This is a genomic window from Streptomyces sp. NPDC054783, assembly GCF_053611725.1.
Window position 1 is genome coordinate 1 of sequence record NZ_JBSHAY010000033.1, and the last position, 15336, is coordinate 15336.

16 protein-coding genes and 2 pseudogenes are annotated in these 15336 nt (G+C 67.8%); 9 read left to right on the forward strand and 9 right to left on the reverse strand.

What is annotated here, in order from left to right:
• Positions 1 to 90: 90 nt before the first annotated feature.
• A pseudogene (locus ACWGJ5_RS37600) lies at positions 91 to 587 on the reverse strand (winged helix-turn-helix domain-containing protein); the annotation flags it as partial.
• A 1067-nt stretch (positions 588 to 1654) separates the two neighbouring features.
• On the opposite strand from ACWGJ5_RS37600, the gene ACWGJ5_RS37605 reads away from it, so the two are divergent.
• Positions 1655 to 2593, forward strand: a complete 939-nt coding sequence (locus tag ACWGJ5_RS37605) for a COG4705 family protein (RefSeq protein ID WP_453314117.1) — start codon at positions 1655 to 1657, stop codon at positions 2591 to 2593.
• A 277-nt stretch (positions 2594 to 2870) separates the two neighbouring features.
• Here ACWGJ5_RS37605 and ACWGJ5_RS37610 read toward each other — a convergent pair whose 3' ends face one another.
• On the reverse strand, positions 2871 to 3098 hold the full coding sequence (locus ACWGJ5_RS37610; protein ID WP_453314118.1) for a hypothetical protein: 228 nt from the start codon (positions 3096 to 3098) through the stop codon (positions 2871 to 2873).
• Positions 3099 to 3181: 83 nt separating this feature from the next.
• On the opposite strand from ACWGJ5_RS37610, the pseudogene ACWGJ5_RS37615 reads away from it, so the two are divergent.
• Positions 3182 to 3798 (forward strand): annotated as a pseudogene (locus ACWGJ5_RS37615) (transposase); the annotation flags it as partial.
• Positions 3799 to 3891: 93 nt separating this feature from the next.
• Here ACWGJ5_RS37615 and ACWGJ5_RS37620 read toward each other — a convergent pair.
• Entirely contained in the window at positions 3892 to 4467 is a 576-nt protein-coding gene (locus tag ACWGJ5_RS37620) for a hypothetical protein (RefSeq protein ID WP_453314119.1), read from the reverse strand.
• A 131-nt stretch (positions 4468 to 4598) separates the two neighbouring features.
• Positions 4599 to 5096 (reverse strand): polyketide cyclase, encoded by a 498-nt coding sequence (locus ACWGJ5_RS37625; RefSeq protein ID WP_453314120.1) that lies wholly within the window; start codon positions 5094 to 5096, stop codon positions 4599 to 4601.
• 394 nt (positions 5097 to 5490) lie between these two features.
• Between ACWGJ5_RS37625 and ACWGJ5_RS37630 the strand changes: the two genes are divergently transcribed.
• The 7 genes from ACWGJ5_RS37630 (at position 5491) to ACWGJ5_RS37660 (ending at position 12324) form a co-directional block, all read left to right on the forward strand.
• Positions 5491 to 5712: a hypothetical protein gene (locus tag ACWGJ5_RS37630; RefSeq protein ID WP_453314121.1), complete on the forward strand. Its 222-nt coding sequence runs from the start codon at positions 5491 to 5493 to the stop codon at positions 5710 to 5712.
• A 516-nt stretch (positions 5713 to 6228) separates the two neighbouring features.
• A protein-coding gene (locus tag ACWGJ5_RS37635) for an IS5 family transposase (RefSeq protein ID WP_453314203.1) occupies positions 6229 to 7028 on the forward strand; the annotation gives its coding sequence in 2 pieces (ribosomal slippage) (positions 6229 to 6564 and positions 6567 to 7028; 798 coding nt in all).
• A 72-nt stretch (positions 7029 to 7100) separates the two neighbouring features.
• Positions 7101 to 7559 (forward strand): lipocalin-like domain-containing protein, encoded by a 459-nt coding sequence (locus ACWGJ5_RS37640; protein ID WP_453314122.1) that lies wholly within the window; start codon positions 7101 to 7103, stop codon positions 7557 to 7559.
• 52 nt (positions 7560 to 7611) lie between these two features.
• On the forward strand, positions 7612 to 8472 hold the full coding sequence (locus ACWGJ5_RS37645; protein ID WP_453314123.1) for a fumarylacetoacetate hydrolase family protein: 861 nt from the start codon (positions 7612 to 7614) through the stop codon (positions 8470 to 8472).
• Between the two features lie 50 nt (positions 8473 to 8522).
• On the forward strand, positions 8523 to 9437 hold the full coding sequence (locus ACWGJ5_RS37650; RefSeq protein ID WP_453314124.1) for a VOC family protein: 915 nt from the start codon (positions 8523 to 8525) through the stop codon (positions 9435 to 9437).
• A gap of 396 nt (positions 9438 to 9833) precedes the next feature.
• The gene (locus tag ACWGJ5_RS37655) at positions 9834 to 10856 is read left to right on the forward strand and encodes an alpha/beta fold hydrolase (protein WP_453314125.1); all 1023 of its coding nucleotides are present in this window, start codon (positions 9834 to 9836) and stop codon (positions 10854 to 10856) included.
• 268 nt (positions 10857 to 11124) lie between these two features.
• Positions 11125 to 12324, forward strand: a complete 1200-nt coding sequence (locus ACWGJ5_RS37660) for a PucR family transcriptional regulator (RefSeq protein ID WP_453314126.1) — start codon at positions 11125 to 11127, stop codon at positions 12322 to 12324.
• A gap of 550 nt (positions 12325 to 12874) precedes the next feature.
• Here the strand turns inward: ACWGJ5_RS37660 and ACWGJ5_RS37665 are convergent.
• From ACWGJ5_RS37665 to ACWGJ5_RS37685, 5 genes are all read right to left on the reverse strand, one after another.
• A complete protein-coding gene (locus ACWGJ5_RS37665) occupies positions 12875 to 13201 on the reverse strand; it encodes a hypothetical protein (RefSeq protein ID WP_453314127.1) in 327 nt (108 codons plus the stop codon).
• A 75-nt stretch (positions 13202 to 13276) separates the two neighbouring features.
• The gene (locus tag ACWGJ5_RS37670; protein WP_453314128.1) at positions 13277 to 13705 is read right to left on the reverse strand and encodes a hypothetical protein; all 429 of its coding nucleotides are present in this window, start codon (positions 13703 to 13705) and stop codon (positions 13277 to 13279) included.
• 42 nt (positions 13706 to 13747) lie between these two features.
• The gene (locus ACWGJ5_RS37675; protein ID WP_453314129.1) at positions 13748 to 13930 is read right to left on the reverse strand and encodes a hypothetical protein; all 183 of its coding nucleotides are present in this window, start codon (positions 13928 to 13930) and stop codon (positions 13748 to 13750) included.
• A 541-nt stretch (positions 13931 to 14471) separates the two neighbouring features.
• Positions 14472 to 14774, reverse strand: a complete 303-nt coding sequence (locus ACWGJ5_RS37680; RefSeq protein WP_453314130.1) for a PIN domain-containing protein — start codon at positions 14772 to 14774, stop codon at positions 14472 to 14474.
• Positions 14775 to 14908: 134 nt separating this feature from the next.
• The gene (locus ACWGJ5_RS37685; protein ID WP_453314131.1) at positions 14909 to 15100 is read right to left on the reverse strand and encodes a hypothetical protein; all 192 of its coding nucleotides are present in this window, start codon (positions 15098 to 15100) and stop codon (positions 14909 to 14911) included.
• Positions 15101 to 15336 lie beyond the last annotated feature (236 nt).

Here is a 15336-nt window from a genome sequence, read left to right on the forward strand (position 1 = left end):
CGCGGCCAACTCCCCACCCAGCACACCCGGTCAACGACACACCCGATCAAACAGACACGCCACCGGCGAATGAACCTGACCAAGCACTACTAGCGCCGCCGCAGTCATTCCGCCTGCGGCCACACATCCTTCTTCCACAAGCCCACGGCGGCCTCGTCGCGTTCCAGGGCCCGGCGGGCGGGACACTGCCAGGACCAGCCGTGCCGGTGCAGCAGCCGCCACACCGCCGCCGACGAGCAATCCAGTGAGAACTTCCAGGCGATCAACGCTCTGATCCGGGCCAGGGTCCAACGCTGGTCTTCCCAGCCATGCACGGCCGGTCCCAGCGCCAGCTCCTCCTCCAACTCGGCGAACTGGTCGTCGGACAGCCTGGGCAGACTCGGTGGTCCCGCGGAGGCGAGGGCGGCCATTCCGCCCTCCCGCCAGGCACGGCGCCAGCGTTCCACCGACCGCTCGCTCACCCGCAAGTCCTTCGCAATCACCGCGGTTCTCTCGCCGCGGCCGAACCGCTCGCCTGCCTCGTACCGGATCCGCTCACGAAACCGCCGCCGCTCCGCGGTCAGCCCACCACCGTGCGCGTACCGCATACCACCGGCCTACCGCAGGGATCACCACACATCACCACCCCCGACACCAATCCGAAGAGATCAGTAGGAGCGGCTTGCTGAGAGAGAGGGCCGGAAGCCGGAGCGGTCCTCAGCGCCCTCTCAGGAGGCGCGTCACAGGCTGGGGATGTGCCCAGCAGGGGCGACCGCTCCAATGGCGAGGACAGGCACCATGACCAACAATCGCATCAGGCGCGAACCGAGGCCCGGCACGGTAGTGCCGGCGGGCAAGGCTAGCAGCGTAATTGCACTGACCAACACCAGCCCCCTGCTGCGTCCCCGGCAGGAATGCCTCCAGCACGCCCAACGCACCCGGATCCGGATATATGGACGACCGATGGGGCAACACCCGCGCGGAGTACCGGTGGGCAATCTCAGCAGGCACCGGTGCGCCGTTCGAGCCCTGATCTCGGCCACGCCGACGACTGCGTCTCATCTGGAAAGAGCCGCTATGTCCGTGCAACACCGTGACTGCTATGGGCAAGCTCTTCTCGCAGTACCCGCACAAGGGATCTGTGTACGAGCCTGCCGAGACTTCACCGCCAGCCTGCTGCACTTCTGGGGACTATCCGACGAACAATTAAATTCCGCCCTTCTAGTGGTCGACGAACTCGCGCCAACGCCACGCAACACGGCCACGCCCACATGATCCTGGTCCTGTGCCTCGGCCGGCGGTCCCTTCTGATCGCCCTGCTGATTTCGGTCAAGGCGCGCCTGGCCGATCCTCGTCGGCTGGCCTCGATGCCGATGAGCACGGCCAGGGCATGCACATCGTGGCCTCACTCGGGCAGTGGATCGAAGTCCACCACAACGACCAAGACCACGAGGTCCTCGTGGTACTGCCCCACAACCGAGGCCGGACACTGCCGGACAGGCCTCGTGATACGCCGACCGCCGGCCGGGCAGCGGTCTCCGGCCCATTCGGGCCGCCGACAGAATCCGCCCAGAATTACAGGCAGCGCATGATCGTCTGCTTGGGAGATCGAATCACGATTGTGTGAATCGTCCCAGCGCACCGAAGAAACTGAAGGGAAAGGAGAGACAGCAACATGACTGCCACCGCTCCCCCCGGCCCTGCGATGACCCACCCGGCTACGTATCTACTGCGGAAGCTCCCGCTCGTAACGGCGTTGTTCTGGGCGCTGAAAATCGTCGCTGTCACTCTCGGGGAAACCGCAAGCGACCAGTTTGCGATCGAACTCAAAGTCGGTTACGTGACCTGCGCGATCGCCTTTTTCGCATTCTTCGTCACGGTCGCCTTCTTGCAGCTGCGAGCCAGACGCTTCCATCCGAGTCTCTTCTGGACAGTGATCTTCAGCACCAGTATTGTTGGCACCTCGATATCAGATCTCATGGACCGCGGAATCGGCCACTCCGGCATCGTGACGCAAAACGGGATCGGCTATGGGCCCGGTGCGATCATTCTCACCAGCATCCTGGTGGTCATCTTTCTGGTGTGGTGGCGAACCGGGCAGACCTACGACGTCGAGAAGATCGCCACCCGCAAGGGCGAGGCCCTCTACTGGATCGCGATCCTGGTGTCCAACACCCTCGGCACCGCCAGCGGGGACTGGCTGGCCCACAGCACCGGACTGGGATTCCGCAACGCCTTCTTCGTTATCGCCGGAATTATGCTGCTGCTGCTCGCCGCCCACTACCTGACCAGCATCAACAGTATGGTGTTGTTCTGGCTGGCATTCGTCCTGACACGCCCACTGAGTGCCGCCGCCGGTGATTCGATCACCAAACCCGTCAGCCAGGGAGGACTCGGGCTGGGCACGCTGTGGGGCTCAGTGACGCTGGCAGGAGTGCTCACCGCGTTGGTCGCCTACCAGACCTGGCACATCCGGCGTCACCCGCTCGACCTGTTGCCGGTCCCGATCCACAGGATCACCGGGCAACCGCAGCAGCCCAACGGGCAGGTCGTCCTGGCCTACGGCCCGCACCCCGACCAGATCCTCCAGACCTCGACGGCAGCCCCCGGTTGATGCTGGTCCCCGGACGTCGCAGGCGCCCTACGCTGGGCCCCGCCGGCAGGGCGGCAAAGCCAGAGATGTCACAGGCCGGCCGACGGCGCCCGACCGGTCGCCACCGCCGCCAGTTCAGAGTCTGTCTTATCGGGTGCGATGCGGGGGGCACCATGGATGCCGCAGCGGCGAGGGCGAGGTGGGAGTTCATGTCCAGCTTGAACCGGCCGTAGGGGTTCACATAGGTCCAGAACAGCGGGGACAGGGCCCGCCGGCCGGAGTCGGTGAGCCGCTTCGGTCACTTCTCCTCGCTCAGGATGTCCTGGAGGAGGAGCGTGTTGACATGCACCAATGGTGACCGGAGCAGGTGCAGCGCCAGCATCGATACGTCCTGGGACTCCTTGTCGGAGCCGGTCAGGTCACCGTCCTGCGGCTGGCGGATCGCGTCGTAGTGCACATCGCGGTTGAGTTCGAAGTCCGGCGGCAGATCGTCTTCCGGGTTCCGCCACCGGTTCGCGCCCGGCACCCAGATCTACCGGCGCCGCAGCGCGTCCCGCAGCCCCACGAGCACGCACAGCTCGTATGGGATGTGCTCGACCCTGCCCCAGCATCGACGAGGTGCTGGAACGCTTCCCGGACCGGGTCTTCGCCTTCGACGAGTTCGGCCCACTGGGGATCCGCCCCACCGCGGGCTCTTGCTGGGCCCAACGGGGCAAGCCCAACCGGCTCCCGGCAACCTACCTCCGCACCCACGGCGCCACCTACTTCCACGACTGCTACTCCGTCGGCGGCGACACTCTGTGGGGCGTCAACCGCTGCCGCAAGGGAACGGCCAACAGCCTCGCCGCGCTGAAGTCGATCCGCGCCGCCCGGCCCGACGGCGCCCCGATCTACATCATCCTGGACAACCTCTCCGCCCACACTGGCGCAGACACCCGCAGCTGGGCGAAAGAAAAACAAGGTCGAGCTGTGCTTCACCCCGACCTACGCCTCCTGAGTCGACCCGATCGAGGCCCACTGCGGCCCACTGCGGCAGTCCACCCTGGCGAACTCCAACCACCGCAGCCATCTCGCGCAGACCCGGGCCCTGCACCGCTACCTGACGCTGGCGCAACGTCAACGCCCGCCATCCCGATGTACTCGCCGCCCATCGCAAAGAACGCGCCCGCATCCGCAGCGAGAAGGGCATCCGCTGGGGAAGACGCCCCCTTGCACCCACAGCCTGACCGACCCGACGAACGAATCCGTGTGACAGCACTAATCGTGTCAACGACGCTCGGACGAACCCGAACGGAGACTTGTAGTGCGATGTTGATCGCTCACATGCCTTGGAGGGCCTTACGAAGCCGTTCCTCCAGGACATCCCGCGCCGACGTCCATTTCTGCACAGCTTGATGGACTTCATCGAAAGGTGGCAAACGCCCCGTCCGCTCCCAGGAGCTCTCGTATGAGCCGATGTCGCTTCCGTGCGCGGAAAGCTCCTGTTCCCGCTGCTCGTCCCACCTGCGCCGCTCTTCAGCTTCGCGATGGTCGATCCATGTCAGCCCTTCAAGGAACTGCTGCGCCAGTCGGCGCTCTTCGTCCTCCAGCACCTCGCCATGTTGGATCAGGAAGGTGTTGATCTTCGGCACCTCAGCGCGCAGATCCCGTCCCCCTGCGTTCCACCGTGACTGGATTTCAAGCTCGCGGAGCTTGTCGAGCAGTTCCTGTAGGGCTTCCAGCCGCTGTTGCTCATACAGTCCGCGGGCGATGCGACGTCGCTCCGCCTGCTCCAGTTCCTGGCGCGCCGTCTCGTTTTCGGCTTGGCGCCGCTCGCTGCGTCTCCGCTGGAGGTAATCCACGATGGCGACGAACACCGTGGCACCCACGGGAAGCGCGGCAGTCAGTAATTCCACGGAGGCATTGTTCCGAGAGCGGTGTCCCGCTGGCCAGCGCCCGGGATCAACTCACGTCTGCTGGCAAGACCTCGCGTCGCGGACCTCCAGCGGCGTGTCACCAGGCCCGGCGAAGGTTTCTGGTCACCGCGCTAGGCTAGCCGCCAGGCGGATGTCGGTGCGGCAAGCTCGGCCAGGTGGTGCAGCGAGTTGGTGAGATGCCCAGGGCCGAACGGCGGGAACTGGATGCCTCGATCCCGGATGAACTGCGGCACCCCCGACCAATCGTAGGTGAGCGTGACTTCGGTCTCGGACGGACCAAACGGCGCGAGGTCGTAACGCCAGAGCCAGCCGCCGAACTCCAGCTGACCGTCGCCCTTCTCCGGCCCCGTCAGCCAGCCAATGGCGCGCGGCGGGTCGAGCACCTGGACCTTGTTGACCGTCTGGTAGTCACCGTTCGGATGGTTGGCGTGGTACATGCCCATCCGGAAAATCTGCCCCACCTCGGTCAGCGGCGCCCGGTCGACAGCTTCCTGAACCCAGCCGGTGCCATCGACGGCTGAATGAGTCGTCGGGTCCGCCAGCACCGCGAACACCCTCGCGGCGGGCGCGGCGACAGTCAGGGTGGCGCTCACGTTCTCCTGGTCCATGATGTGCACGCTCCTTGTCATCATCTCGGGGCCTCCCGCAGGCACGGAAGGGGATGTTCCCAACATGCAGACGACGCGGCGAGGCGGAACTCATCGGTCGTTGGGCGCAAGCCGTACCCGTACCGCCAATGGAGGGCTTGTAAGGGCGCTGCGAGGCGGTGTTCCGTACGGGCGCCGGGGGTGACGGACTGGTGAGGCTGCCGGACCGGCGGGCCCAACCACGGTGTGCCGGTCCGGCAGCCCGGGAGCGCGGCGCCGAAGGACGTCCGCGGACTCCTTGGGGGTGCGGTGCGGGGGCGGTGGGGGGCCGCCGCCCGCACCGCGCGGTCAGTGAGTGGGCCAAGGGTAGCGGTGGGCCGGGATCGTCCACTCCTCATCCGGCCCGCAGGGGGCCGTGGCTTCCCAGCAGCAGCAACTGGTTGATCGTCAGGTCGAGTTCCTTGGCGACGATCAGCGCGACGGGCAGCCTGATGCCGTCGAGCCAGTCGTCGGGTGGTTCCCACGAGACGGGCTCGTCGATCCCGTGGTCGGTGAGGATGCCGGCGGCCTGCTCGGGGAGGAAGGCTTGGATGTCGGAGCGCTTCCGCCGGGTCGTGCACTACGTCTCGCGGCTTGAGCTGAGCGGGCGGCTGACGCAGGTGATCGACGACGACCTTGGGCAGGAGCGGGACAGTCGGCGCGCGCGACAGTGCAGCCAGGACCGCGATCTCCCGCGCCAAGCGGAGGGCGGCAGGACGCGACCAGGCGAACTTCACGACTAACCGCCTCTTCAATGTACGAAAGGCCCAGTTGCCGCGCCCGCCGAGCTCCCCATGGGCAGCGGGGGCGGCGGCTCCGTACCCCATCCGGCGTGCGTCCTGGCCGGGGAACCCGCTCGCTGTGTGGTGTCCCGGCCCGGTGGTCCCGGCGCCACATGGGAGGCCACCGGCCGCCCCGGCAGATTCAAGCCCGGGTCCAAATCGAGGCGCGGTTTTTGGACGGCGGAGCCATGCACAGCCGTCCCTGCGAGCGGTTGACTCCCTTCGACTGGCAGGCCACCCGAACCCGGCGATGACCGCCAGAGAGCGTCACTTCGCCCACAAGGCTAAGACGTCATCTCATTTGGCTCGTTCGGTAGTCTGCGGGTGTGGGGATCGTTGAGCGGCTGGTGCCAGATGAGCTGTGGGAGTTGTTCCAGCGAGTGGTGCCAGAGGCGCCGACTCGCCCGCAAGGTGGCGGCCGACGTCGGCACGGCGACCGGGAGGTGCTGGCTGCGATCGTGTTCGTGGCAACGTCGGGCTGCACGTGGCAGCAACTGCCCTCTGCCTCGTTCGGGCCCTCGGGTGCCACCGCCCACCGGCGGTTCACGGAGTGGTCGAAGGCCAGGGTGTGGGCGAAACTCCATCGCCTGGTCCTCGATGAGCTCGGTGCGCGCGGCGAACTGGACTGGTCCCGCTGTGCGATCGACTCGGTGAACATGCGGGCCCTGAAAAAGGGGATCTGACAGGTCCGAGTCCTGTCGACCGGGGCATGTACGGCTCGAAGATCCATCTGATCACCGAGCGGACCGGTCTGCCCCTGTCCGCCGGGATCTCGGGAGCGAACCTCCACGACAGCCAGGCGTTGATCCCGCTCGTGAAGGGCATACCGCCCATCCGCTCCCGGCGCGGGCGCCGGCGACGCAGACCGGCAAAGCTCCACGCCAACAAGGGATACGACTACGACCACCTGCGGCGATGGTTACGCAGCCGCGGCATCAGGCACCGCATCGCTCGCAAGGGCATCGAGTCCTCGACCCGTCTGGGCCGCCATCGCTGGACCGTAGAGCGCACGATGTCCTGGCTCGCCGGATGCCGCCGCCTGCACCGCCGCTACGAGCGCAAAGCCGAGCACTTCCTGGCCTTCACCAGCATCGCCTGCACCCTCATCTGCTACCGCAGACTCACCAAATGAGATGACGTCTAAGACTCTTTGGACCAGGTGGGCCGGCCGGGACGACGCCGGAGCGAGGAGCGGGAGGATGCCGTGGATGATCTCGTAGGAGCGTGGGCTCTGAGCAGCTTGATCGTTGATGAGGCGTGCGGTGATGGGGGCACGAGTGCTTCGACACCGTTGGGAGTGCGGCCGCACGGGATGCTTCTGTACGCGGCGGATGGCTGGATGAGCGCGCTGCTTGCCGGTGGGGACGATGTCCGGCCGGCGGCGGTGGCTGCCTCGGCAGAGGTTCCCGTGCTCGCCGGCGCTGCGGTGGCGTACGCCGGCCGATGGGAGCGCAGTGGAGATCAGGTCAGGCACCACGTGCTGGCCAGTCACTACACCCCGTGGGTCGGCCGCACCTTGACCCGGCGCGCCGCGCTTGACACCGACCGGCTGGTCCTGATCGCGGAGACATCGAAGGGCCGGCGGCTGCGCCTGCAGTGGTACCGGGCCGATCCGAACCCTTCGGTCGTGACCTCGCCGGACCGGCGGCCGGCATGCCCCTGATTTCCCTAGCCCTTTCCCCCTTTTCCCGAGGTTCTGCACGAAAGAGACAGCAATGCGCACAGCGAATCTGCACGGCCGGCTGGCCCTGGTTTTCGACGACCGGGCGGTGGATGTGGAGGAGGCCAGCGACGGCCGCTTCGCAGCCGATCCGCAGGCGGTGTTCGAACGGTGGGATGAGTTCCGCAACTGGGCCGCCGGAGTCTCCCAGACGGAGGGCAGGCCGGTGGACCAGTCGGCGTACGGGCCGCCGGTGCCGCGCCCCCGGCAGGTGTTCGCCATCGGATTGAACTACGCCGATCACGTTGCCGAGTCGAACCTGCAGAGACCCGAGGAGCCTGCGGTCTTCACCAAATTCGTCACCTCGGTCACCGGCCCGTACGACCCGGTGGCACTGCCCAGCCCGGTGGTGGACTGGGAGGTCGAGCTGGTCGCGGTGATCGGCCGTCGCACCGAGCGGGTGCATGCCGAGGACGCCTGGTCGCACGTGGCCGGACTGACGGTGGGACAGGACCTGTCCGAGCGGCACGTCCAGCTGCGGGGACCGGCTCTTCAGTTCTCGCTGGGCAAGTCCTTCCCCGGCTTCGGCCCGCTGGGTCCCGTGCTGGTCACGCCGGACGAGGTGGAAGACCCGGACGACCTGGGCATCGGCTGCGCCGTGGACGGGCAGACGATGCAGCACTCCCGCACCAGCCGGATGATCTTCCCGGTGCCGGAGCTGATCGCCCGGCTGTCCGCCGTGTGCCCCCTGCTGCCCGGCGACCTCATCTTCACGGGGACGCCTGCCGGAGTCGGCGGGGCCCGCGACCCGCGCCGCTTCCTGGCCCCGGGCCAGGAACTGCACAGCTGGATCGACGGCATCGGTGCCCTGCACAACCGGATGGTTTCGCTGCCCATACCCCTACCGGCCCAGTGACCCGGCCGACGCCCCGGCCGCCCCCTTCCGCGCTCTCCTGGAGATTTCTCATGGCCCTGCACCGTCTGGCCCGCATCACCATCGGCGTCCCCGAGGTGGAACAGACCCGCGCCTACTACGCCGACTTCGGCCTTAAGCCGCTGGGAGACGGACGGTTCGCCACCGTCGACGGCGGTGAGCAGCTGAGGATCGTTGCGGCTCGGCGCCCTGCCCTGCACGAACTCGTCATCGGTGCCGACACCCCGGACGACCTGGACCGCATCGCCGCGCGCCTGGACCGGCTCAAGGCGCCCTTCGCCCACGACGGCGGCAGGCTGCGCGCCACCGACCCGGGAACCGGCGTGCGGGCGGTGGTCGAAGTACAGCCCAGGGTGGTCCAGCCGCCCGCACCGCAGGAGCCGTTCAACGGACCCGGCCGCGTTCTGCGCCCCGACCGGCGGGCGGCCAGTGTGCTGCGCACGGGTGCGGTCCGGCCGCGGCGGCTCGGGCACGTCGTGCTGGGCTCGACCGACCAGGAAGCCTCACAGCGGTTCTTCACCGAGGGCCTCGGGTTCAAGGTCAGCGACCTGGTCCCGAAAGCTGCGTTCCTGCGCTGCTCCAGCGACCACCACAACGTCCTGGTGCAGAGCGCCCCGATCCCGTTCCTGCACCACTCCTCCTGGCAGGTCGACGACATCGACGAGGTGGGCCGCAGCGCCACCCGCATGCTCCAAGGTCACCCGGAGCGACACGTGTGGGGCCTGGGCCGCCACTACCTCGGTTCCAACTTCTTCTGGTACCTGAAGGACCCCGCCGGCAACTTCTCGGAGTACTTCGCCGACATGGACGCAATCGTCGACGACCAGCTGTGGACGCCTCGGGTGTGGGAGGACGCCCGCGCCCTGTACAGCTGGGGCCCGCCGGTGCCGCCGTCCTTCCCCCAGCCCGAGGACCTGGCCGCGCTGATGACCGGCACCCACACCTGAAGGGCGGCGGCAAGCCGCCCGGGCACACCGAAGGAAACCCCAAAGATCACATCGCGATGGCGAGTCGAGATCCTCACCCGCACAGGCCACAGCCACGGAAGCCAACTGTTCGTCGTCGACGCCGGCACAGCGAGCGAGGCATGCAAGGCCGCGCTCGCACAGGCACAGTGCAAACCGGCCGTGCGCCACCGGCGGGGAGCGGCGATCGACCTGAACCCAGCCGCGGTCGCTGTCCTGCATCTCGGCCTCATCTACACCTAAAGCGTCGAGGCCGGCTCGAACCCAGGCATGTTTCCGCCCCGCGACCAGGCACGCCGCCGTCCTGGATTCCTCAATCGAAGCCGGTACGCCAGTTCCCCCAGAAATAGCCCACGTCACACCCCTGGAATGCAACCCATGAGTACCACCACCCCTTCCCCCTCCCACACCTACACCGAGCCGCCCGCGCGGGTCCGCAAAGCCATCTCTCACCGCACCCACAAGATGGCGGCGGTCGAGGAGGTTTTGGCCGCCCTGCCCGACATCCCGCCGACCGATCCCAACCACGACGGCGAGATCGAGCAGCTGGACGGCATCAGCGTCGTGCACCGCTTCGTCGACGCCCCTGGCGACGGCCAGCAGGTGCGCTGGCACCTGGTCGAATGCGGCCCGGCCGACGGCGAGATCGTGGTCTTCCTGCACGGCGTCCCCGACTCGTGGTGGCAGTGGCACCACGCCCTTCAGGCCTTGGGCAGCGCCTACCGATGCATCGCCATCGACCTCAAGGGATACGGCCAGTCCGACAAGCGCACCGGGGACTACCGGCAGGAAGGAGTTGCCACCCAGCTGAAGGCCCTGATCGACCAGCTCGGCGTCGACCGGTTCAGTCTCATCACGCACGACCGCGGCACCCCGGTCGGTGACCACCTCGTCGCCCAGATGGGCGAACGCGTCATCCGCTACGGCCGCGGCCAGCAGCACCTGTGGCACCTCCACCCCGACCTCCACCCCCAGGAAGCCATGTTCACCGGGCCCGACGCCCGGACCATCCTCACCGACGCCCGCCGCCTGGTCACCATGGCCTACACCAGCCTCACCGAGCGCCCCATCGCTCAGAGCGACCTGGTGCGCGCCATCCAGGAGTTCAGCTACCCCGGCATCGCGGCCGCCGTGCCGCGCTACTTCCACTCCTCCTCCTTCGACCAGGAGTGGATCGACCGCCGCACCCGCCTCATCAGCTCCTGGACCTGCCCGGTCCTGCTCCTGCAGGGCAGCGGCGACCCGCTCCAGCCACGCGAGTTCTACGACGACCCCGAGGTCCTCGCGAAACTGCCCGCCGGCAGCGGACTGCACCTCTTCGACTCCGGGCACTTCTGGCCCTTCGAGGCCCCCGAGGAGATGATCGAGGTGCTGCGCTCGTTCCTGGGCCGGCCAGCCTGATCGCAGTCCCGGAGACCCCCCGGACAAGCCGCACCGGCTCGGGCGGGCCAGCGCGCTTGACCTGCCCGCCGGCTCGCCCCGCAGTGACATGATCGCTTTCGCAGGCACACCGCGGCACCCGCCCCGAGGAGGAGTGATGACCGCCGACGACTGGGTACTGCGGCTGCGCACCCCCGCCCCCCGCGAACAGCAGAACCCGCCGGCCTGCTCACCGCAGACACTGGCTGCCGCAGCAGCCGACCTGGGGCCCGGACCCATTCAATGGGCCGTGGACACCGCCGCCGCGATGACCCGGCAGGTCATCGAACGCGTCCCCGAGCACGGCGGCGGACCAGGGCCCTACGTCAGCCTGCGCCGGGCCATCGAAGCCTCCGTCCTTGCCACACTCATCGCTCTGCATCACGACCGCGTTCCGACCAGGGCCGACGTCCCACCAGAGAGCATGGACAGCGACCGCGAATTCGCCCGGCGCGGCATCCCGCTCGACCGGGTCCTGCCCGGCATCAGAGTCGGACACGCGCAACTCGCCCGCGAACTGGCCGCCGCCATCGAACGCGAAGTTGCGCCAGCCGACCAGCTCGCCGAGACACAGCGCGTCAACGAGAGACTGTTCGAGTACGTCGACTTCCATGCCTCCGTCATGGCTGAGGAGTACATCACCGAGGGGGACCGCTTCAGCCAGACCAAGGCCGCGGCACGCCGCGCGCTCCTGGACCGCATCTTGGCCGACGCACCCGCAGGCGAGCCGGAAGAAGCGGAGACCCTGCTCGGTTACCCGATCCACCGCCACCACCTCGCCTGCATCCTGTGGCCCGCAACCGACAACCCGCCCGACACATCCGAGGCCAAACTGCGCGCGGCAGTCGCCGACATCGCCGGCACCATCGCCGATGCCACCACCCTGACCGTTCCCGCCGAAGCCGAGATCACCTGGCTGTGGATTGGCCTGCCCAGCACACCCACCAGCGCACTCATCGGCCAGATCCATGCGACGCTGGCCTCGCATCCCGACATCCGCGCCGCTATCGGCATGCCGGCCTACGGCCTCACCGGCATGCGCCAGAGCCACCTGTGCGCCCGCGAAGCAGGACGCCTCGCCCTTCTCACCAACAGCAGCACCTGCGACTACCACACCGTCCGAATCGCAGCCCTGATCACGGCCGACCAGGAGAAAGCGCGCTGGTTCATCGAAAGCGCCCTCGGTCCCCTTGCCGCCGACGACCCGCGCACCGCCGAGCTCCGCGAGACCCTCCACTGCTACCTGGCCAACGGCCGCAGCCTAATCACCACCGCCGAGCACCTCCACATCGCCCGTAACACCGTCGCCTACCGTGTCAAGAGCGCCGAGGCCAGACTCGGCCGGACCACAGGCACCGACGAACTCGAACTCCGCGCGGCACTGGAAGTAACCAGCCACCTCGGTCCGGGCCCCTGGCAAGCCAACGTCGTCGGCCCATCCATCCCCTAGGACCAGACAGATCCGTCGTCAGCCGCCCGGAACACAACAGCGCCATCAACGCCGGCCTCGCCTCCTCGGGCGGCCGACCCCCTGCCAGTCGACGCTCGGCCAGTCCCAACTGCTCGTTATCCACGACCTGTTCCCACGCCTGCTCCACCTCGGCCTCGGGCACCACCCCGGGGCGCCGGTAGGCGGCCAGGAACCGCACGTTCTCCAGCAGCGTCCGATCCGCTCTGGACAGATCTCGTACTCCCAGCCGTGCTGCCGAAACAGCTCGGCCGGCCATGCCAGGGCTTCCGCGATCTTCGGATCTTGCAGACGGCCCGCCGGCTTAACGTTCACCACCCGCACCGTCCCCGACCGCGTGACGAGCACTGGTGTCGGCACGGGGAGTGACGAGTGCCGACACCGGTCCCTTCTCTACGTTCTAACCAAACCGCCTATGGCGGATGGCGGCTGAGTCGCCTTCAGGTTTTTGTATTCGTCCAAGGCAGACAGGGGCTGTGCTGCTGTGCAGAGGGAGTTGGACTGTGGTGCCCGCCTTGGGTGTCATTACCACTCACCCTGTCCGTTCACTGCCCGTTGCGTAGTACCGCGAGACGTAGTCTTTCGGCGGCAGTGTGCTCTCCCGCATGAGGGAGAACACCTCGGCGCCTTCCCCAGGCGCGCCGTCGATCGTGTAAGCCTCGGCAAAGCGGACGTACTCGACGTTGTCGAGGCCCTCGCAGTATTCCGCGGCTTCGGCCTCGGCGCGCTCGATCGCCTCGTCGGGCGAGTGGGCGATCCACAGGGTGATGCGCTCCTCGTAGACCTCCAGCGGGCCGTGACGGAAGACGCATCGGATGCCGTACCAGGACGGATCGTTGGGTTCAGAGCCTGATGACATGGCGGGAATCCTTTCTCGCTGTCGGTGTGTGGGGTCCTGGTGGTGGCGGGCCGGCCGGATCGCCACCACCGGGGATCAGGAGAGTGCCCAAAGCACGGCGGCCACGATGTCCACCTCCCAAAAGATGACCAGGGTGACGACGAGGGCGATGATGAAGGCAAACAGTCCCAGCGCCTTCAGCGCCACCCGCAGGCTGTCCGACTGCGAGCAGTTCTTCTGCTGGTTGCGGCTGCCCGCGTAACTCTCGGCCTGCTCCAGCTTCTTCTTCGCCGAGTTGTACGCCTTGCGGTCGTACAGCCGCCCGCTGGCCTTGTCTTCGAGGGCCTGTTTCTCCTTGTGGTTCAAGGCCGCGGGCTTCTTGGAAGCTCGACCGTCCAGGTCCAGCTGGTTGACCGGGTCGGCCGGATGGACGTAGGCGTCGTCGTTGCCACCCAGGACGGGGTCGGTGGACAGGAAGCGTCCGATGGCGGGATCGTACAGCCGTACGCCCATCAGGATGGACACGGTGACGGAGTCCGCGGAGCGCTGGGCGGCACCGAGCCAGCCTTAGCAGGCCGTGGCGGTGTCGCCCTCGGCGTTGCCGTACTCGTCGTAGGACTGGGCGACTGCAGGCTGGGAGGTGTCCAGCGGGAGCCGTACGGTCACATCGCCGTGGACGTCGCTCATCTGCAGCACGGCGGAGCCGGAGGCGCCGGTGATCGCATCCAGTTGGCCGTCGATGCCGCGCATGTCGCGGGTGATCGTGCCGCTGGTGTCCTCGGCCGTCCAGCTCGGGCTGTCGCCGTCGGCACCGTAGTGATTGGTCCTGGAGCCGGTCTGAGTCCAGGTGCCGCTGAAGCGACGTCGGCCCCCACTCGCAGAAGAACGGAAGTGCCCAGAGGGTCGTGATCTTTCCGGCGCGTACCACTGTGGCGCGGGTTGGAACGTGGCGCATGCCGCCCCCTTGCTTCGGCTGCGTGGGGGGTCGCCGCACACCGGTACCTGGAACTGCGCCGCTCCGGCCGCGCCGCGCTCCAGGGCGCCGCGTCCCGGGCAGCGGGCTGCCGAAGAAGCCGAAGGGCAGGCAGGGTCCCGCTGACAGTGGCGACGACAGGTGCGGTCTCGCGGCGTAGGGAGCGAAAACAGGCAGTCTGCAGCCGCCCCGGCTGCCTTGAAGCCCACGGCCAGCCCGCCTGAGTGGGGCGGCGAGCGTGACCGCGATCGGGTTGCCCGCCCCCGGGCCGGCGGGCTGGTGCTGCAGTCCGACACCGTCGGCGAGCAGCAGCCCTGGTCAGGGGCTCATGGGATTGAGCGGGCTGACGCCGGTGCCCGCGTACAGGTCGATGTCCAAGGACAGCAGGGTGGCGTCCTCCCCCGCCTGCCGTGCGACGATCACCGCGGATGCGAGATGCAGCACCCGCCAGTCCGCCTGGCGCCATGCGCCGGCCACCAGGGCGTGGGCCGCGGTGAAGTCGGCGGCCGCGGTGAAGCGGCGCTGCAGGATGTGCTGACCGGCGCCCGGTCGTTCACGCTCGGCGACCGCGGCGTACAGGGCCGGAATCACGATCTCGGCGTAACCAAAGCTGGCCTCCACGTACAGCCGTTGAGGAATTCGTCGCCTTCGGCGAGCGCCTTGATACAGGTGTGGTCGAGCAAGACACGGATCACGCGGCGTGGTGCTCTTGTCCGAGGCTCTGCAGGAAGGCACGAGCTCGAGTCCGCGCGCTGTCAGAAAACGGTCACCCCGGTCGTCTGCCGGATCTCCTCCAAGGCCTGCTGCGCGCGCTGCTCCCTCTCCTCCTCGGTCAGCTCGCGCGCCACCAGCAGGTCGTTCATGGTGGTACCGCGTTCGCTGGCCAAGACCCTCAGGCGGTCGCGGACGTCTCTGGTCGTCTTGATACTGGTGTCCTCCTCTCCCATACAACCGCTCTACCGCCAGTAGAACGCAGGCGGGTCGGGAGCGACAGGATCGCGCAGTCGAAGTACTTCACTGCGCCGGTGTTAGGCAGATTTCGCTGTCTCCGGGTAGAAGGGCCTCTCCCATCACTTTCAGTAGCTGACGCTGTCGGGGATGTTGGAAATTGGAGTCGTCCAGCGCGGCCGACGTGCTGGCGCAGCGCCTCGTTTCCCCTGTTCAGGGCTGCACAGACGGGTCA

Bases quoted from the DNA above. Each gene is read 5' to 3' on its own strand.
- ACWGJ5_RS37665 (WP_453314127.1), bottom strand. From the start codon at position 13,201: ATGTCATCAGGCTCTGAACCCAACGATCCGTCCTGGTACGGCATCCGA.
- ACWGJ5_RS37605 (WP_453314117.1), top strand. From the start codon at position 1,655: ATGACTGCCACCGCTCCCCCCGGCCCTGCGATGACCCACCCGGCTACG.
- ACWGJ5_RS37655 (WP_453314125.1), top strand. From the start codon at position 9,834: ATGAGTACCACCACCCCTTCCCCCTCCCACACCTACACCGAGCCGCCC.
- ACWGJ5_RS37685 (WP_453314131.1), bottom strand. From the start codon at position 15,100: ATGGGAGAGGAGGACACCAGTATCAAGACGACCAGAGACGTCCGCGAC.
- ACWGJ5_RS37650 (WP_453314124.1), top strand. From the start codon at position 8,523: ATGGCCCTGCACCGTCTGGCCCGCATCACCATCGGCGTCCCCGAGGTG.
- ACWGJ5_RS37625 (WP_453314120.1), bottom strand. From the start codon at position 5,096: ATGGACCAGGAGAACGTGAGCGCCACCCTGACTGTCGCCGCGCCCGCC.
- ACWGJ5_RS37645 (WP_453314123.1), top strand. From the start codon at position 7,612: ATGCGCACAGCGAATCTGCACGGCCGGCTGGCCCTGGTTTTCGACGAC.
- ACWGJ5_RS37675 (WP_453314129.1), bottom strand. From the start codon at position 13,930: ATGCGCGGCATCGACGGCCAACTGGATGCGATCACCGGCGCCTCCGGC.